General features: G+C 64.8%; 17 protein-coding genes. 13 read left to right on the plus strand and 4 right to left on the minus strand.

The window, feature by feature from the left end; genetic code table 11:
* Positions 1-94 precede the first annotated feature (94 nt).
* Entirely contained in the window at positions 95-1,000 is a 906-nt protein-coding gene (locus ACR9ZN_RS17690; protein WP_434957773.1) for a carbohydrate ABC transporter permease, read from the plus strand.
* 8 nt (positions 1,001-1,008) lie between these two features.
* Here ACR9ZN_RS17690 and ACR9ZN_RS17695 read toward each other — a convergent pair whose 3' ends face one another.
* The 3 genes from ACR9ZN_RS17695 to ACR9ZN_RS17705 form a co-directional block, all read right to left on the minus strand.
* Positions 1,009-2,892 carry an AsmA family protein gene (locus ACR9ZN_RS17695; protein ID WP_481272795.1) on the minus strand — a complete coding sequence of 628 codons (1,884 nt, stop codon included), beginning with the start codon at positions 2,890-2,892 and terminating at the stop codon, positions 1,009-1,011.
* A complete protein-coding gene (locus ACR9ZN_RS17700) occupies positions 2,889-3,203 on the minus strand; it encodes a hypothetical protein (RefSeq protein ID WP_434957775.1) in 315 nt (104 codons plus the stop codon). Before ACR9ZN_RS17700 ends, ACR9ZN_RS17695 begins: the two co-directional genes overlap by 4 nt.
* A 93-nt stretch (positions 3,204-3,296) precedes the next feature.
* On the minus strand, positions 3,297-3,971 hold the full coding sequence (locus ACR9ZN_RS17705; protein ID WP_434957776.1) for a polyamine aminopropyltransferase: 675 nt from the start codon (positions 3,969-3,971) through the stop codon (positions 3,297-3,299).
* A gap of 265 nt (positions 3,972-4,236) precedes the next feature.
* On the opposite strand from ACR9ZN_RS17705, the gene ACR9ZN_RS17710 reads away from it, so the two are divergent.
* From ACR9ZN_RS17710 to ACR9ZN_RS17760, 11 genes are all read left to right on the plus strand, one after another.
* The gene (locus ACR9ZN_RS17710; RefSeq protein ID WP_481272796.1) at positions 4,237-6,318 is read left to right on the plus strand and encodes an acetoacetate--CoA ligase; all 2,082 of its coding nucleotides are present in this window, start codon (positions 4,237-4,239) and stop codon (positions 6,316-6,318) included.
* A 175-nt stretch (positions 6,319-6,493) separates the two neighbouring features.
* Positions 6,494-6,865, plus strand: a complete 372-nt coding sequence (locus ACR9ZN_RS17715; protein WP_454815448.1) for a DUF2946 family protein — start codon at positions 6,494-6,496, stop codon at positions 6,863-6,865.
* An 89-nt stretch (positions 6,866-6,954) separates the two neighbouring features.
* Positions 6,955-8,325 (plus strand): PepSY-associated TM helix domain-containing protein, encoded by a 1,371-nt coding sequence (locus ACR9ZN_RS17720; RefSeq protein WP_481272797.1) that lies wholly within the window; start codon positions 6,955-6,957, stop codon positions 8,323-8,325.
* Between the two features lie 92 nt (positions 8,326-8,417).
* Positions 8,418-8,810, plus strand: coding sequence for a copper homeostasis periplasmic binding protein CopC (copC, locus tag ACR9ZN_RS17725; RefSeq protein WP_441770333.1), 393 nt, complete (start codon positions 8,418-8,420; stop codon positions 8,808-8,810).
* Positions 8,810-9,691: a copper homeostasis membrane protein CopD gene (gene copD, locus ACR9ZN_RS17730; protein ID WP_481272798.1), complete on the plus strand. Its 882-nt coding sequence runs from the start codon at positions 8,810-8,812 to the stop codon at positions 9,689-9,691. Before copC ends, copD begins: the two co-directional genes overlap by 1 nt.
* A gap of 101 nt (positions 9,692-9,792) precedes the next feature.
* Positions 9,793-10,422 carry a hypothetical protein gene (locus ACR9ZN_RS17735; RefSeq protein WP_434957782.1) on the plus strand — a complete coding sequence of 210 codons (630 nt, stop codon included), beginning with the start codon at positions 9,793-9,795 and terminating at the stop codon, positions 10,420-10,422.
* Between the two features lie 90 nt (positions 10,423-10,512).
* Positions 10,513-11,226, plus strand: coding sequence for a type 1 glutamine amidotransferase (locus ACR9ZN_RS17740; protein WP_454815456.1), 714 nt, complete (start codon positions 10,513-10,515; stop codon positions 11,224-11,226).
* 120 nt (positions 11,227-11,346) lie between these two features.
* On the plus strand, positions 11,347-12,813 hold the full coding sequence (locus ACR9ZN_RS17745) for an FAD-linked oxidase C-terminal domain-containing protein (RefSeq protein ID WP_454815458.1): 1,467 nt from the start codon (positions 11,347-11,349) through the stop codon (positions 12,811-12,813).
* Positions 12,810-13,988, plus strand: coding sequence for a glycolate oxidase subunit GlcE (glcE, locus tag ACR9ZN_RS17750; RefSeq protein ID WP_481272799.1), 1,179 nt, complete (start codon positions 12,810-12,812; stop codon positions 13,986-13,988). Before ACR9ZN_RS17745 ends, glcE begins: the two co-directional genes overlap by 4 nt.
* Positions 13,989-13,990: 2 nt before the next feature.
* Entirely contained in the window at positions 13,991-15,286 is a 1,296-nt protein-coding gene (gene glcF / locus ACR9ZN_RS17755) for a glycolate oxidase subunit GlcF (protein WP_481272800.1), read from the plus strand.
* A gap of 106 nt (positions 15,287-15,392) precedes the next feature.
* Entirely contained in the window at positions 15,393-16,430 is a 1,038-nt protein-coding gene (locus tag ACR9ZN_RS17760) for an alpha/beta hydrolase (RefSeq protein ID WP_481272801.1), read from the plus strand.
* A 165-nt stretch (positions 16,431-16,595) separates the two neighbouring features.
* Here ACR9ZN_RS17760 and ACR9ZN_RS17765 read toward each other — a convergent pair whose 3' ends face one another.
* On the minus strand, positions 16,596-16,985 hold the full coding sequence (locus tag ACR9ZN_RS17765) for an ArsR/SmtB family transcription factor (protein WP_434957788.1): 390 nt from the start codon (positions 16,983-16,985) through the stop codon (positions 16,596-16,598).
* Positions 16,986-17,065: 80 nt separating this feature from the next.
* Between ACR9ZN_RS17765 and ACR9ZN_RS17770 the strand changes: the two genes are divergently transcribed.
* Positions 17,066-18,514 (plus strand): MFS transporter, encoded by a 1,449-nt coding sequence (locus tag ACR9ZN_RS17770; protein WP_454815466.1) that lies wholly within the window; start codon positions 17,066-17,068, stop codon positions 18,512-18,514.
* The last annotated feature ends 247 nt before the right edge of the window (positions 18,515-18,761 follow it).

Here is an 18,761-nt window from a genome sequence, read left to right on the forward strand (position 1 = left end):
AAATTGCATCTTTTCTCTAAATCCTTGTTTTGACGCGTTTTCTTGATCGAAAAGTCTATCAACTTTTTTGGAAAACGCCCCAGTGGTGTAACAGATGAGCGCGATGGGATTGGCCGGACGCAGCCGGGAATGGCGGATCGGATGGGCTTTCGCCCTGCCCGGCCTCTTGCTGCTCGCTATCGTGATGGGCTTTCCGCTCGTTTATGCCTGTATCCTGTCGATCTCGTCGATGACGCTGATCAAACCCAGCCTGATGCCGCTGGTCGGCTTCAAGAACTTCGCATCGATGCTGGCCGACCCGCTGTTCTGGAACGCTCTCTGGCTCACGGTACGCTATTCGGCCATCACGGTGATCGGCGAATTCGTGATCGGGCTCGGCATCGCCCTGATGCTCAACCGCACCGTACACATGAAGCCGGTCTATTTTGCCATCCTCACCATCCCGATGGCGATGTCGCCCATCTCGGTGGCGCTGATCTGGCGCATGCTGCTACAGCCCAATCTCGGCATCGCCAATCATCTGATGGAAAGCTTCGGCCTGCCCCGGCTCGACTGGCTGGGCACGCCGGGCATGGCGCTGTGGACAATGGCGGCCATCGACATCTGGCAGCAGATGTCCTTCGTGGTGCTGATCCTGGCCGCGGGCCTTGCCGCCCTGCCGCGCGACCCCTACGAGGCGGCTGAGGTCGACGGTGCCAGGGCCTGGCAGCAATTCTTCTACATCACCCTGCCAATGCTGCGGCCGGTGGCGGCCATCACCATCATCATCCAGCTCATCAACGAATTCCGCACCTATGACCTGCCCTATGTGCTCACCAAGGGCGGGCCCGGCAACGCCACCGAGGTGCTGAGCTTCTTCGCCTATCGCCGGGCTTTTCTCGGCCTGTCGCTCAATGAAGGTGCGGCAGCGGCCTTCGTGCTGCTGGTGATCGTGCTCGTCCTCACGGTGATCTTCTTTGCCGTATTGGAACGCTCGCAAGCCAGCGAATCGGGGCGCTGAAACGTCTCCTACTGCGCCGCCGAGGCAGGTGGATTCTTGCCGGTGTCCTGCGTGACGTCACGGCCCGGCCGGATGAAGCTGCGCAGCAGAGGAGCGGCGGCACCCGAACGGCGGATCAGCGCCTCGGTATCGGGCTCGACCACCGGCACCTCCCAGCCCCCATAGACGCGGAAAGGCAGTCGGAAGGGATTGGCGGCATCGGCGTCGCTCCAATTGGCCACGCCAGCCATGTCGAGGCTGCGCAGGGCGATATTGGCATCCCCCGTCAGCGAAACTGAAAGGGAGCCGTTCTCCATGCGGCAGTCGGCGGTCTTGGCCATGCCGTCGGCGATTTTGAAGCTGGCCTTGGCAAGGTCGAAGGTGGTGCGGCCGCCATAGGAAGATTCAAAACGGGCAGAGAGCGGCCGCCGCTCGATCTTCTGCATCAGGCTGGCGAGATCGATGCCGACTAAAGAGCCTCCGGAGACGCTGATATTGGCCTGTCCCTGCAGCGAGCGCGACAGCTCGGCGATGGAAGTGCCGGTGCCGTTCACCGCCATCGTTCCCGTGCCGGTTCCTTCCAGACGCCGAAAGGCGAAGAGATCGCCGAGCGCACTGCCCATGTCGATGCCTTCGAAGCTGGCAGTCGCGGCGAGTACGGTCATTTTGTCAGCGGGCTTGAGCGCGATATTGCCCTTGAGCGTGCCGCCATAGGCGACAGCCTCGCTGAGGGCAAGTTCGAGCTGGCCGTTGCGGGTGGAGACGGTGGCCGCAGCACGGCCGAGATGGACCTTGTCGATGGTTGTCTCGCCGGCGGAGATGCGCAGATCGAGATCACTGACCAGCAGACTGTTGATGCTGATATGATCGGCACGCCATTTGCGTGGCCGACCGTCCGCGAGCTGGAGTTCGTTGGAATAGGCACTCAGATCGAGCGTATCGGCGGCAAGCGTGCCGCTGACCTTCGGGCGCTCCCTGCCGAATTCGACGGTGAGCGAGCCTTCGGCTTCATTGCCGTCGAGCGAGAGTTGCACCTCGTTGAGGGAAATGGCGCTGCGGTCGAGCGACAGCGGCGACTGCAGGTCATAAGCGGCAAGGCTGTGTCCGGCGGGCAAGGCAAATCCGAGCCAGCGCAGCGTGTCACGCAGTGAAGCGCCGCTGGCCGAGACCTTGCCGTCAAGCCGCCCCTCCCCGTCCAGCATGCCGCTGGCGGCAAGGTTGAGCGTGTCACCCTTGATGCGTGCCCGCAGATCCGACTTGCCGCCGGCAATCAAGCTGGCGGGATCGGCAAGCGCCACGGCGATCTCGGTCTCACGGTCACGCCAATTGATGATGCCGGCCGCCGACATCGCGTCACTGCGGCCCGCCCAGGCGAAAGTAACATCGCCGACCGAAACGGAGGTCGCCCGGCCCGAGGCATTGTCGTTATAACGAATGGTGCCGTCCACGAGCCGGATGGTCTTGACCGGCATCGGCTTGTCGAAGTGCCCGGCAGCCGCCTCGGCCAGCACACCTTCCTTGAATTCCCAAGAGCGCGCGCCACCCTTGCCCGCGGTAAGGCCAATGCTGGCGCGCTTGAGCATCAGGCTTGATATCTCGATGCGTCCGATCACCAGCGGCGCCAGGCGGAGCGTGCCCTGCATCTTGTCGGCCACCAGCAATGGCGGCAGGCCCTCATGCCCGGACAAGCCCTCCTGCCCGGGAATGGTCACCTTCTCGATCATCAGCGTTGGCAGCGGCGCCCAGGCCAGATGCACCTGCCCCTCGATAATGGGCGTGCGGCCGGTCAGGGCGACGATTTCGCGGGTGAACGTGTCACGCAACACGCTTTCCGGCGTCAGCCAAGGCACGGTCAACACCAGTGCAACAAGCGCAGCGGCGATAGCGGCCAGGGATAGCCCAATACGCTTCATGCCGTTTCCGCGCCTCGCTCGATCAAAGAGTGGTTGGTGACATTTGCCATGCGCCCGGGCGACGGAGCTGAATCACAAACTCGATCCATTATAAATGGCAGTCCATCATGGTAAAAGCGAGGCTTGGTTGTGGCAAAGCCGCCATGCGGGAAAAGCGGCGCAGCAGGTCGTCGACCAAGCACAGTTTTCTGGCGCGGTCCACGGATGCGTCGCGCCTGAAAACTCTGCAAATGTTCGATATTTTGCAAATTCCTCCTGATCGTGCCCATGGGCACGATCAGGAGGAATTTGCTTAGACGGGTACGATACAATCGCGTGCCTCCAATCCCGCCATGATGGGTCGGCATGGTTAAGAAAGCCGGAAGAGAGAGGCAGCATGTTCGGCCCTGGGGCTCGTGCATTTCTCATCCGGCAGGCGCGCCGATCACATATACCACGTGAAACGGTTCCTGCCCCGGTTCCCCAAGCGATACCCGCTCGCGCCGCCAGGGCCATGCCGAGGCCACCAGATTGGCTTCGAAAGCCGCCGACTGGGTGGCCGACCACAGGCCGGCGATACCGCCCGGTGCGAGGGCCCGAACAATGCGGGCAATTCCCTCGCCTGAATAGAGCGCGTGGTTCGGCTCGTGCACCACATAATCGGGGCCGTTGTCGGTATCGAGCAGGATGGCATCGAAACCGCCCGGCTTAGCGGCAATGATATCGGCGACGCTACCGGTGTGCACGATCACGCGGCCGTCCGCCAGCGGATGCTCGGCGAGCGGGGCAAGGACGCCCCGATTCCAGGCGACGACCTCGGGCAGGAGTTCGCAGACCAGGATGCGCGCCCGAGGGCCGACGGCGTCGAGCGTCGCCCTCAGCGTGTAGCCCATGCCGAGGCCGCCGATCAGGATGCGCGGTTCCTCCTCGCCCAGACACTGGCAGACGGTTCGAGCCAATGCGATCTCCGAGCGGGGATCATGGTTCGACATCAGCTCCCAGCCGTTGAAACGGATGTCAAACAGACCGCCGCGCCGGCGCAAGGCGATCTGGTCGCCATCCGCCGTCACCACGCTGTCGAGTTCCGTCCAGATCTCCATCGGCCCTGCTCCCCGGCCCGAGAAGCGGCCCTTATAGCAAGAGTAATGGCAAAGGGGCGGTCTTTGGAGCGGTCGGGATGAATATCGCCGAGCCTCGCCGGCACGCCTTCTTTGGCAAGCTCGAGATAAATACATGCCTTGCCGATATCCCGGCGAAACCATCAAGCCTCTTCCTTAGCGAGCAAAATCGTCATACTGCAGTTGCGAAGAGCGATGCGCGCTGTGGCTTAGGGAAGCGCCGAAGCAAAGGGAAACAGCCGAGGACATGGTCAAGGAAACCACTGCCAAGGAAACCATCAGCAAGGAAACGACGGCCAAGGACGACAAGGCCCGGAAACCATCCAAGCCAGTGTCCGACGAAGCGCTGGCCGATGCCGCAGAGGCGCCTGCCGAGCCGGCCGACGACAAGCCGTTATGGATCCCCTCGCCGGCGCGTGTCGCGGGAACGCAGGTCGCGGCCTTCATCGCCACCGCCAATGCCCGGCATGGCCTGTCGCTGAAGACCTATCACGACCTGCATCGCTGGTCCGTCGAGAGCGCCGCCGACTTCTGGAACCTGATCTGGGACGACAGCGGCATCAAGGGCGAGAAGGGCGAGCGGCTCGCCAGCGATCTCGACGACATGCTCAAGGCGCGCTTCTTCCCGGATGCCAGCCTGAATTTCGCCGAGAACCTGCTGCCGCGCAGCGACGACGAGCCCGCCTTGATCTTCCAGGGTGAGGACAAGGCAAGCCTGACCCTGAGCTGGCGCGAGCTCACCGACCTCGTCTCGCGCCTGCAGCAGGCGATGCGTGCCGAGGGGGTCCAGGTGGGTGACCGTGTCGCCGCCATGATGCCAAACCGTCCGGAGACGGTGGCAATCATGTTGGCAGCCGCTTCGATCGGCGCAATCTTCTCCTCCTGCTCGCCCGATTTCGGCGAGCGCGGCGTGCTCGACCGCTTCGGTCAGATCGCCCCCAAGCTGTTCTTCGCCATCGACGGCTACTGGTATGCCGGCAAGCGCATCGACAACGGCGCCAAGGTGATCGCGATCGCCGCAGAACTCGGCTGCAAGACGGTGGTGGTGCCTTATCTCGGCGAGGCCGAGACGGTGGCGGCCAAGATCCCGGAAGGCACCACACTGGCCATCCTCACCGCGCCCTACCGGGCCAAGCCGGTGGCATTCGAGCTGCTGCCCTTCAACCAGCCCCTGTTCATCCTCTATTCCTCCGGCACCACGGGCGTGCCCAAATGCATCGTGCACGGCGCCGGCGGCTCGCTCCTGCAGCTCGTCAAGGAGCATCGCTTGCAATGCGACTTGCGGCCGGGCGAGCGCAGCTTCTACTTCACCACCTGCGGCTGGATGATGTGGAATTGGCTGATCGCGGGCCTGGCCAATGGCGAGACGCTGCTGCTCTATGACGGCTCGCCCTTCCACCCGGAAGCGAGCGTGCTGTTCGATTTCGTCACGCGCGAGAAGGGCGTGATGTTCGGCACCTCGGCCAAATATATCGATGCTGCCCACAAGGCCGGGCTGAGCCCGCGCCAGACGCACGATCTGAGCGGGCTGAGGCTGATGACCTCGACCGGTTCGCCCTTGTCGCCTGAGGGCTTCCGCTGGGTCTATGAGGAGGTGAAGGCCGATCTCCACCTCGCCTCCATCTCGGGCGGAACAGATATCGTCTCCTGTTTCGTGCTGGGTGATCCCACCGGCGCGGTGTGGTCGGGCGAGATCCAGGCGCCGGGCCTCGGCATGGCGGTCGATGTGTGGAACGACGACGGCGAAAGCGTGCGCGAAGAGAAGGGCGAGTTGGTCTGCACCCGTCCCTTCCCCTCCATGCCGGTGATGTTCTGGAACGATCCGGAAGGCTACAAATACCGTGCGGCCTATTTCGAGCGCTTCGACAATATCTGGCACCATGGCGATTTCGCCGAATGGACGGTTCATGGCGGCCTGATCATCCATGGCCGCTCGGATGCCACGCTCAATCCGGGCGGGGTGCGCATCGGCACCGCCGAACTCTATGCCCAGGTGGAGAAGATCCCCGACGTGCTGGAATCGCTCGCCATCGGCCAGGATTGGGAAGGTGACGTGCGCATCGTGCTGTTCGTGCGCCTGCGGGAGGGCGTAACCCTGGACGATGCCCTCATCGACCGCATCAAGCGCCAGATCCGCACCGGTGCCTCGCCACGCCATGTGCCGGCCAAGATCATCGCCGTCGCCGATATCCCGCGCACCAAGTCCGGCAAGATCACCGAGCTTGCCGTGCGGGACATCGTCGCCGGCCGCACCGTCAAGAACCAGGAGGCCCTGGCCAATCCCGAGGCGCTCGCCCTCTACAAGGACCTGCCGGCGCTGAGGGATTGACCCCCGCGGGTCGGCATGCACCGACTCGGCTTAAGATACGCGACAAAGTTGTTTCTTGCCGGGCCGAGCCCGGCAATGACAAGATGATCATGGCGCCGGCATTCATCCGGCGCGCCTCGGCAAGACCCATCAGGAACCGGCAGCAGTGCTCGCTTCGCGCATAAGCAGGGACATTATGAAGGCCGTCATCACGGCCCTCGCCGTCTATGCGCTGCTGGTCAACAGCCTGCTGATGGGCGTGCTGATGGCCCCGCAATTGCGGGCCGATACGCTCGACCGCAATCTCGCCGCACTCGAAATCGTCTGCGCCGGCAACGGCATGGGCATCACCGATGCGGGGTCCGGCCCGCCCGCAGACCACCGCGGCCATGAGGCCGAGTGCTGCATCCTCTGCCCCGGTTTCGGTGGGCCTGCCTCGCCGGCCGGCATCGACCTGCCGCGGCGCCTGGCCGTCCTGGCGGCCCTCGCCCCCTGGGCGGCGGACACCCACATTCCTCCTTCCCTGCATCGCACGGCCGCCCAGCCGCGCGGACCACCGATGGCGTGACCTGAGAACGACCTCCCTTTTGTTTTTGGCCTGACGCCGTACGCAGCCCCTTGGCTGTGCGCGGGCGAAGGGCAACTCAGGACACAACCATGACCGTCTCCCATGGCGCGGACGCCCTCGCGGTCGCTCCGCCTTCGCGCCTGTCGCTGCAGCGCGCCATCTGGCGCTGGCATTTCTATGCCGGCCTGCTCTGCGTCCCCTTCATGATCCTGCTGGCCGTCACCGGCTCGCTCTATCTGTTCAAGGACGAGATCAACCACACGCTCTTTGCCTACCGCACCATCGTCGCCAATCCCGGTACGCCGGCCTTGTCGCCGGAAGAGCTGGTCGACAAGGCCCTCGAAGGCAAGCCCGAGGCCGCCGCCACCGCCTATACCGAGCCCGCGGACGCAACCTCCTCGGCCAAGGTCACTTACAAGGACGACGGCGGCAAACATTATGTCTACCTCGATCCCTATAGCGGCGCGGTGCTCGATACCGTGCGCGCCGACCGGGAGCCGATGTGGCTGATCAAGAAGATCCACAGCCTGGAACTGTTCGGCACCTTCACCAACCGGCTGATCGAGGCCGTCGGCGGCTTTGCCCTTATCCTGGTGACGACGGGGATCTATCTGTGGTGGCCCCGCGGCCAGAGCGGCGGCGTGGTGAGCCTTCGCGGCACGCCGGCACGCCGGGTGTGGTGGCGTGACCTCCACGCCGTCACCGGCGCCTTCGCCGGACTGGTGATCTTCTTCCTGGCGGCTAGCGGCCTGCCCTGGGCCGGGTTCTGGGGCAAGCAGCTCAATGGCTTCGCGACCCAGGCGGGGCTGGGCTACCCTACCCAGCTCTGGGACGAGACGCCGACGTCCACCGTGCCGCTACAGGACGTCGTCAGCAAGGCCGGCTGGACGGTGGAGAATTCGCCGGTGCCCCAATCGGCCCAGCCCTACACCCATGCGATCGGGCTCGACCGCGCGGTTGCCGTCGCGCGCGGTTTGGGCATCGCACCCGGCTTCGAGATGGTGCTGCCGACCGAAGAAAACGGCGTCTACACCGCGGCGATCTTCCCGGACGAATTGGCCAAGGAGCGCACCATCCATATCGACCAATATTCGGGCAAACCGATCGTCGATCTCAAATTCGCGGATTTCGGCGGCGTCGCCAAGGCGATCGAATTCGGCATCAACGTGCATCAGGGCCAGCAATGGGGCCTCGCCAACCAGCTGGTGATGCTGGCGACCTGCCTTGCCATCATCCTCGCCAGCGTCTCCGGCGTGATGATGTGGTGGAAGCGCCGCCCGAGCGGCAGGCTCGGCGTGCCGCCCTATCCCAGCGATCCCCGCGTCTATCGCGGCCTGTGGATCGTGGCCATCGCCGTCGGCCTCGCCTTTCCCATCACGGGGCTCGCCATCGCCGTGATGGTGGCGCTCGATCTCCTGGTCATCCGCACCGTGCCGCCTTTGCGCCGCGCCTTTGCCTGAACGGCGCCATTCGCAGCTTCGAGGCGGCGGGGTCTGCCTTCACCGCCTCGCTATCGCTTCCATCCTGCCCCGCCGATGATGGCGGACTAACCATGAAAGTTCACATCATGTCTCTCATGCGCAATCTCTCGCTTCTTTCGCTCACCGCCGCCCTCAGCCTGACGGCAGCCGGCTCGGCTCTGGCCCACGCCCATCTGAAATCCGCGGCACCGGCCGACAATGCCGTGGTCGCGGCTGCGCCCGCCGCATTGGAACTGCATTTCAGCGAAGGCGTCGATCTCAAATTCTCGGGTGTCAGCCTGACCGGTCCGGATCAGAAAGCCGTCGCCACCGGCGATCCCACCCATTTCGGCAATGACGAGGCCAGCCTCTCCGTGCCCGTTACAGCCAAGCTCGCGCCGGGCAAATATACGGTGCAATGGCATGTCCTTTCCAAGGATGGCCATAAGGTCAAGGGCAGCTATTCCTTCGACGTGAAGCCCTGATGGATCTCGAAACCGCTCTCCAGGCCTGCCGCTTCCTGCATTATGCCGCAGCGATGGCCCTGTTCGGCACCAGCGCCTTCCTCGCCATACTGGCGCCGAAGCAACTGGCCGAACGGCTCGTAGAGCGGTTGAGAATTATACTGGTCGTGGCGGCCGGCCTTGCCGCCGCGACCACCCTGGCTTGGCTCCTGCTGAAAACCGGCGAGATCGGTGACGGTTGGGCCGACACGCTCGATCCAGCCCTGATCAGCTCAGTGCTGACCGACAGCAGCTTCGGTCGCGCCTGGCAATGGCGCCTCGTCTTTGCCGCGTGTCTGCCGGCCGTGTTTCTGCTTGGGCCGCGCCGGTTGTCCGCACTTGCCCTCTGCTCGGGCCTGCTTCTCGCCAGCCTGGCCTTGACCGGTCACTCCGCCATGCTGAGCGGCTGGCCTGGCCTGCTGCAGAGGGGCAACCACATGCTGCATCTGCTCGCGGCAGGCGCCTGGCTCGGTGCCCTCATCCCTCTCCTGCCTTGCCTAATCATGCTCGGGGATGCCTTTCCTGCCCCTCCCGCCACCCAGGCGCTTCGCCGTTTTTCGACCGCCGGCCATGTCGCGGTGTCGCTCGTGGTCGTCACCGGCATCGCCAATACCACCCTCGTGCTCGGCCGCGCACCGACGGATTGGTCCTCCCCCTACCAGGCCCTGCTCGCCGCCAAGATCGGCCTCGTCGGTGTCATGATCGCGATCGCCCTGATCAACCGTTACTTCCTTGTTCCCCGAATCCGCCTGGCGCGGACGAGGTCGCTGCGGCTGCTGAGCTGTCTCACCGTCGCGGAATTGCTGCTCGGATCCGGCGTACTCGTCCTCGTCAGTCTCTTCGGCATGATCGAGCCGACTTGACAGGCACGCCGTATCACGGTTTGCCTTGCCGGAGAGCTGCCCTCGGGGGCAGAGGCAGTCGAAGGCAGGGCCGGATGCCGGGCAGGAATACAACAAGCGGAGTGCTCAGCCTCGCCGGCCGCCTCATCGGAGCCCTGCTGCTTGCCCTGCTGGCGACCTCCGCCTTCGCCCATCGCCAAACGTCCGATGGCGATGGTACGGGGGCAGGCATTCCCATCCCCAATCTCACCCATGGCCAGATGGCTGTCATAGCCGACAATATGCCGGCGATTCTCGCCGTCGCCGACCGCCAGACCGGCCTCGACGAGACCGCGCGCCGGCTACGCGCCTTCGTCGACTGGCAGTATTTCTTCTGTTTCCGTGGCCTGGTACCCGGCAGCCTGAAGGACGAGGAAAGCCCCTTCAACGAATGCAGCCATGCCTATCTCGCCGGCACCCAGGCCCTGCTGCTCGAACTCAGGCAGACCCGCGGAGACCGCGCTGACGTGCGCGCCCTCGTCGACAAGGTCGGGCTCGACATGGTCAGGAACAATGCCGCACTGGTGCTTTGCCGTTTCAGCGGCGAGGCGTTCAACACTGCCGACGTCGTATCGCCGCGCTGGAGCGAGGTGCCCGCGCATCCGCCAAGCCTGGCAACCTTCGGCGGCTTCGCCTTTCTGGTCGGCGGTGTCCTCTGGCTCGGCCTGCGGCGACGCACCGCGCCTGTTTCGGGGCCTTTGCCGGCCGGATGAGGGTTTCGGAGCGACAATAGGGCTTGCACGAAGCGATGATTGCTTGTCGGATGGTCTGACCATTCGATTATTGACGGCTTTCATCCCGCCATGCGCATCCTCGTCCTCCAGCATCTTGCCTCCGAGCATCCCGGCATTTTCCGCTCCTTCTTCGCCCGCGACGGCATCGAATGGGATGCCGTCGAACTCGACGAAGGCGGCACCATCCCCGCGCTCGATCCCTATGATGCGCTCTGGGTCATGGGGGGTGCCATGGATGTGTGGGACGTCGACCAGTTTCCCTGGCTGGTCGAGGAGAAGCGTGTCATTCGCCGCTGGGTGCGCGAGCTCGGCAAGCCCTATCTCGGCATCTGCCTCGGCCATCAGCTTCTCGCCGACGCGCTTGGCGGGACCTGCGGGCCGCAGACACCGCCCGAGGTCGGCGTCTTCGATGTGGATGTAACGGAAGCCGGCCAGGCCGACCCGTTGTTCGAAGGCTTCGCGCCGTGCTTCCGCGCCCTGCAATGGCATTCGGTGCGCGTCGCCCAGCCGCCCGAGGGCGCCGCGGTGCTGGCCTCTTCGCCCCTTTGCCCGGTTCAGGCCATTCGTGCCGCGCCATGGGCCTGGGGCATGCAGTATCATGTCGAGGCCGAAAACGCCGCCGTGCAGCAATGGGGCTGTGTGCCCGAATACAGGACCGCGCTCGAGCGCACCAATGGCGAAGGCGCCATGGAGCGCCTGCAGGCCGACATCGCTGCCCATGCCGAGGGCTTCGAGGCCAACGCGGCCATTGTCTATCGAAATTTCATGCGGCTCGCGCGATAATGGCGGCAAAAATTCAATAAAGCATGCATGGTTACTACCTTGAGGCCGTAAAAATGGCCCCTGGTAGGGCCTGACACATCGGCGCGATGCCGGATTCGGCATCGCTGGAGGAAACCAACCATGCCTGAAGGCACGCCATCGACCACCGGCATTCCAATGCCGCCTCCCGACCCCGCCATCCTGGCGCGGCGGCAGGCTGTCATCGAGGGCCTGGCCAAGCTGGTGCCCGCGGCGAACCTGGTCATCAGCGAGGACGAGCGCCGCGCCTATGAGACCGACGCCTTCACCGCCTATCGGGCCGTACCGCTCGCCGTGGTGCTGCCCGAGACCACCGAGGAAGTCGCGGCGATCCTGAAACTCCTCAACCAAGAGGGCGTTCCCGTCATCCCGCGCGGCGCCGGTACCTCGCTCGCCGGCGGTGCCCTGCCCCAGGCGGACGCCGTGGTCGTCGGCCTCTCCAAGATGAGCAAGGTGCTGGAACTGCGTTTGCCGGACAGGCTTGCGCGCGTGCAGGCCGGCATCACCAATCTCGGCATTTCCGGCGCCGTGGCGCATGAGGGCTTCTTCTACGCGCCCGACCCTTCCAGCCAGCTCGCCTGCACCATCGCCGGCAACATCGCCATGAATTCCGGCGGCGCCCATTGCCTGAAATATGGCGTCACCACCAACAACATCCTCGGCGTACGCCTGGTGACGATGGCAGGCGAGATTCTCGACATCGGCGGCGACGCCATGGATGCCGACGGCTATGACCTGCTCGGCATCGTCATCGGCTCAGAAGGCCAGTTCGGCATCGTCACCGAGGCGGTGGTGCGCATCCTGCCGATGGCCGAGGGTGCCCGGCCCATGCTGGTGGGCTTTGCCGCACCCGAGGAGGCGGGGCGCTGCGTCGCCGCCATCATCGCCTCTGGCATCATTCCCGTCGCCATCGAATATATGGACAGGCTCGCCATCGAGATCACCGAGGACTTTGCCCATGCCGGCTACCCCCGCGATGCCGGCGCCATGCTGATCATCGAGGTCGAAGGTTCGGACGCCGAGATCGACCGGCTGCTCGACCTGATCTCGACCATGGCGCGCCAGCACGGAGCCACCACCATCAAGATCTCGAAGTCGGAGGCCGAAAGCGCGGCGATCTGGAAGGGACGGAAATCGGCTTTCGGTGCCACCGGCCGCATCGCCGACTATATCTGCATGGATGGCACCATCCCGACCGGCCAACTGCCGATGGTGCTCAAGCGCATCGATGAGATCACCGCAGCCCATGGGCTGCGCGTCGCCAACGTCTTTCATGCCGGCGACGGCAATCTGCATCCCCTCGTGCTCTACAATGTCAACGACGCCGACCAGCGCGAAAAGGCCGAGGCCTGTGGCTTCGACATCTTGCGCCTATGCGTCGAAGCCGGCGGCTGCCTGACCGGCGAACACGGCGTCGGCATCGAGAAGCGCGACCTGATGCGCGAGCAGTTCGATCAGGTCGATCTCGACCAGCAACGCGACCTCAAGCTCGCCTTCGATCCCAAATGGCTGCTCAACCCGGCCAAGGTCTTCCCGCTCGACATGAAGCCGGGAGGCTGGGCGGCATGACGGCGTTCTCCCCTACCAGCGAAGCTGAGCTGGCCGGCATCGTCACCGAGGCCTTCCGGAACAAAATTCCACTCGCCGTGACCGGCGGCGGCTCGAAGGCCGGCATCGGCAGGCCTGTGGATGCCTCCGCCATCCTGGAAACACGCGGCATCACCGGCATCACGCTCTATGAACCGACCGAGATGGTGATCGGCGCCCGGGCCGGCACCTCCCTGGCCGAGCTCACCGCAACCCTCGACGCCCGCGGCCAGATGCTGCCCTTCGAGCCGGGCGACTGGCGGCGCCTGCTCGGCACCGCCCCGACCGAGCCGACGATCGGCGGCCTGGTCGGCGCCAATCTCTCCGGTCCGCGCCGGATCGTCACGGGTGCCTGTCGCGACAGCCTGATCGGCGTCCGCTTCGTCAACGGCAAGGGCGAGACGGTCAAGAGTGGCGGACGGGTGATGAAGAACGTCACCGGTTACGACCTGACCAAGCTGATGGCGGGATCCTGGGGCACGCTGGGCATCCTTTCCGAGGTGATCTTCAAGGTCCTGCCCAAGCCGGAGGCCAGCACCAGCCTGGTCTGGCAAGGTCTTGACGACAACCAGGCCATCGAACTGATGTCCTCGGGCCTCGGCAGCCCCTTTGAGGTCTCGGCCGCCGCCCATGTCCCGGCCGACCTCTATGCCGGCACAGCTCTGACCGTGCTCCGGCTGGAGAATTTCGAAAGTTCCGTCGCCTATCGCCGGGACCAGCTTGGCCGCCTGCTCACGCGCTTCGGCGACCATGCCGTGCTCGACCGTGACGATTGCCGCAGTTTCTGGTTCGATATCGCCGATGTCGCGCCGCTGGCGCAGCAGGACGGCATGATCTGGCGCCTCTCGGTGGCCCCTTCCAAGGCTGCCGCCCTCGGGGCCTCGCTGCGCTGGCTCGGCGAGATCAAGCTGTTCTACGATTGGGGCGGCGGCCTGATCTGGCTGCTGGCCCCCGAAACGACGGAATTTGCCAAGGCGATCGTCTCGGCAACCAAGGCCGAGGGCGGCCATGCCATGCTGATCAAGGCCAGCGCCGATTTCCGGGCCGAGGCCTTCCATTTCGGCGCGCAGGAGGGCCCGCTCGCCGCCCTGAGCGCCAGGGTGAAGCAGGCCTTCGACCCCGCCAACATCCTCAATACCGGGCGCCTGGGAGGCTGACCGTGCAGACGAATTTCTCGCTCGCCCAACTCGCCGACCCGCATATGAAGGAATCCGAGCAGATCCTGCGCACCTGCGTGCATTGCGGCTTCTGCACCGCTACCTGCCCAACCTATGTGCTGCTCGGTGATGAGCTCGATTCCCCGCGCGGGCGCATCTACCTGATCAAGGACATGCTGGAAGGCGGCAAGCCGGCCACGGCCGAGGTGGTCAAACATGTCGACCGCTGCCTGTCCTGCCTGTCCTGCATGACGACCTGCCCCTCGGGCGTCAATTACATGCATTTGGTCGACCACGCCCGCGCCCATATCGACAAGACCTATCGCCGCCCGGCCAGCGAAGCCCTTTTGCGCACGCTGATGGCCAAGGTCCTGCCCAACCGCCGGGCCTTTCGCTGGAGTATGGCGCTGGCGCGGCTCGGCCGTCCCTTTGCGGGCCTTGCGGCGAGGCTTCCCCAGGGCAAGCGGCTGGCCGCCATGCTGGCTCTCGCACCGACGTCCCTGCCATCAGCCTCCTCTGCCACACGCCCCGGCAGTTTCGCGCCGAAGACCGCCAGGAAAGGCCGCGTCGCGCTCCTCACCGGCTGCGCCCAGGCCGAGCTCGCCCCCCGCATCAACGAGGCCGCGATCCGTCTGCTCAACCGGCATGGTATCGAGGTGGTGCTGCCCAAGGGCGAAGGCTGCTGCGGCGCGCTCGTCCACCACATGGGCAAGGAAAAGGACGCCCTCGCCTACGCCAAGGCCAATATCGACGCCTGGACGGCGGAAATGGCCAAAGGACTCGACGCCATCCTGATCACTACGTCGGGATGCGGCACCACCATCAAGGATTACGGCTTCATGCTGCGCGGCGACCCCGCCTATGCGCAGAAGGCGGCCGCGGTTTCCTCCATCGCCAAGGACATCAGCGAATATCTGGAGACGCTGCCGCCCCTGCCGGTGACGGTCGAGACCGGCCAAAGCGTCACCTACCACGCGGCTTGCTCGCTGCAACACGGCCAGCAGATCAAGACCGCGCCCAAGACCTTGCTCAAGCGCGCCGGTTTCCAGGTGAAGGAGGCGGCAGAGGCCCATCTGTGCTGCGGCTCGGCCGGCACCTACAACATGTTGCAGCCCGAGATTTCCGAGCGCCTGCGCGAACGCAAGCTCGGTAATATCGCCGCCACCAGGCCGCAGATCATCGCCGCCGGCAATATCGGCTGCATGACGCAGCTGGCGCTGGGGACCACGACGCCGATCGTGCATACGGTGGAACTCCTGGATTGGGCGACCGGAGGACCGAAACCGAAGGGGCTGTAATTTCTGGGATCGCAGGCTTCCAGCCTGCTCTTGCCTTGCCTGCATGCGCGATGTTTCCAAGAGCAGGCTGGAAGCCTGCGATCCCAGGACAAGGATGGAGAACTCGATGACGAAGCTCGGCAGCCTGTTCCTCGCCATGCTCCTTGCCTTGACTGCCAGCGCCTTCGCTCAGGACGAGCGAGCCCCCAACGAAAAGCCGGTCAAGGTCATCGCCGACGGGCGCATTGCCGTTCCCGGCGGCGGCGAACTGCCGCTCTACGTCTCGGCGGACTGGTCCAAGCCATCGCCGCAGGTCGATCGCGCCGTCCTGGTGCTGCATGGGAGGCTGCGCGATGCGGATGTCTATTTCCGCTCCGCCCTCAAGGCCCAGGCTGCCGCCGGGCCGCCAGGGCAGACAGCCTTGATGATCGCGCCGCAATTTCTCGCCAAGACGGATGTGAAAGCCTTCGACCTGCCGCCCGATATCCTGCGCTGGACGCTGACGAGCTGGCAGGGTGGCGAGGATGCCCTCGGCCCCAGGCCGGTCAGTTCGTTTGCAGCCCTCGACGCCATCCTGGCCCGCCTCGCCGACCGTCGGCTGTTCCCGCATTTGCGGGAAGTGGTGGTCGCCGGCCATTCCGGCGGTGGGCAGGTGGTGCAGCGCTACGCCATTGCCGGCAAGGGCGAAAGCACCCTAGTCGCGATGGGCATCGGCGTGCGCTATGTCGTCGCCAATCCCTCTTCCTACGCCTATTTCTCGTCTGAACGGCCAGCGCCTGATATCGCCGCCTCCTGCCCGGGCTTCGACGACTGGAAATACGGCATGCAGGCCCGCCCGGCCTATCTCGCCTCCCCCTCGCCGGATATGCTGGAGAGGACCTATACCGCCCGGCGCGTGATCTATCTGCTCGGCACGGAGGATACCGATCCCAATCATCCCGCGCTCGACAAGACCTGCATGGCCGAAGCCCAGGGTCCTTATCGCCTGGCCCGCGGCGAGGCCTATGTCTCGACGATGCGCCAACGCGACGGCGGTACACCCCGTCACAGCCTGTGGCTGGTGCAGGGTGTGGGCCATAGTGGCGACAAGATGCTGACGTCGTCCTGCGGCCTCGCCGCCCTGTTCGACCTGCGGGGCTGTCCGACAGCGAAGGCGTCGCCCTGAAGGCTGTTTGCTTCCCCTCTCACGACAGCCACGTTTCGGCCATCACCGAAACATCCCAGTCTCCGCGCTGCTAGATTCGGGCATCTCAAAAGCATTTCGCTCTCGGAGATCTCCCATGCGGTATACTGAATTCCAAATCTCTGCGCAGCTCTCGAAAGCCCACTCTCAACTCGGTGTAGCCTCGACCTCGGCAACGAGCCAGGCTAGAAGGCCGGGAAATTTCGCCTCGATATCCGCCCGGCGCAGATAGGTCTTACGGCAATTGCCATAGTCGACCATGCCGATCAGGCCAGCCTCGCGCAGCATGCGGAAATGATAGGTACGGGTCGCCTTGGTCACCGGCAAGCCAAAGGACGAGCAGCCGATCTCCGTGCCATCAGGGGCAAGGACGAGCGTCGCCACCACGCGTCGCCGATGCGGATCGGCAAGGGCTGCCAATACGGGGCCGAGAGTGATCTCCTCGCGGCTTGGAGGATCGTCCTGGTCAGGTATTGCCGCCTCCGTTGCGATCCAAGCCCCATCCGAAGAAGTCGTCCCGCGTTGGCTGATTGCCAATGGGCGCGCTTCCAGGTATGAATAATATCATACTTAAATGACATCGCAGATGCGATAAATTTTCAAGAAGAGATTTCATCATGACAAGCCTGCAGCCGGCTGTATCGGAACCATGCGCAGCAGGAAGCGAGCCGGTTTGGGCCTCGGCAGCCGGGTCGACCGGTTCCGGGCTCGGCAGGCCGATCCGCCCAGCGGCTCGGCTGACCGCTCTCAGCCTCGGGGTCGCGCTGGTGCAGCTCGACGTCAGCATCGTCAATGTCGGCCTCGACCAGATGCGCGGCCTGATGGCGGGCGGCGTCGCCGGGCTGCAATGGGTGGTAAACGGCTATACGCTCGCCTTTGCCGGGCTCCTGCTCACCGGCGGCGCGCTCGGAGACCGGTTCGGTGCCAAGCGCCTCTATCTTCTCGGTCTCGCGCTGTTCACGCTTGCCTCGCTCGCCTGCGGCCTCGCACCGAGCGGCACCACTCTCATCGCCGCTCGCGTGCTGCAGGGCATCGGCGCCGCCCTGTTGATGCCCCCTTCGCTGGCCCTGGTTGTTCATGCCTATCGCGATCCCTCCGAGCGCGCCAAGGCCATCGGCGTCTGGGGCTCCGTCGGCGGTCTTGCCATGGTGGCCGGCCCCGTCCTCGGCGGACTGTTGATCGCCCTGTTCGGCTGGCGCAGCATCTTCCTGATCAACCTGCCCGTCGGCCTGCTCGCCCTTTGGATGGCGTATCGCTTTACCGAGGAGACGCGCGAGCGCCATGCTCGCGCCATCGATTTGCCGGGCCAGGTTCTCGGCATCATCACCGTGGTGGCGCTGACGGCGGCGATCATCGAGGGAGAGCCCCTGGGCTGGAGTCACCCTGTCATTCTCGGCGCCGTTGCCGTCTTCCTCCTGGCGGGCGCACTATTCCTGGCCGTTGAATCCCGTACGGCGGAACCCATGATGCCGCTCAGCCTGTTCCGCAACCCGATCTTCACGGCCGCAGCCCTGGTCGGTACCCTGCTCAATGTCAGCTTCTACGGCACCATCTTCCTGCTCAGCCTGTATTTCCAGGACGGTCTCGGCATGTCGCCACTGAACGCAGGCCTCGCCTTCCTGCCGATGACCGGTCTCATCGCGATCACCAATATCCTGTCGGGACGCGTTGCCGTGCGTTGGGGCAATCGGTTGCCCATCGTGCTCGGCCTCGCCATCGACACTTTCGGTTTCGTCGTCCTCGCGCTGCAACTGCGAGGTGATGCCGGCTACGGTCATATCTGGTGGCCGCTGCTGCTCATCGGCTGCGGCATGGCGCTCGCCGTGCCCGCCATGATCGGCGCCCTGCTCGCCACCGTGGAGAAGACCCGGGCCGGTATCGCCTCCGGCGTTCTCAACGCCCTCCGCCAGACCGGAGGCGCGGTCGGCGTTGCGGTGTTCGGCGTGATCGGTGCCGGCGGCAGCTCCCTCTCCGGCATGAGCACGGCGATGTGGGTTGCCGCCATCGGCCTCTTCATCGTCATGCTGCTCGCCGCCTTGTGCATCAAGCGAACACCCGCGCCATAAGACAAACATGCCTACGCGACGGCGAGCGTGGACAAGCCCCCCGCCGCACCCGCAGACAGGCAAATCGTGAGAAAAGTGGTGGGCCGCCAGAATGAAGCCCCGAATCCACTGCCAAACTGCGGATTCGCCGAAACGCCGATTGCTTTAGGACGATGAGGCCGTCGCAAGGTTTCCGTCAGATGGAAATTCGATACCCAACCGTGGATGTTTGGCGTATCCACACGGAACCCGCCATGATCATGACTAT

The sequence above is a fragment of the Labrys sp. HAY1-8F genome (genome assembly GCF_056754975.1).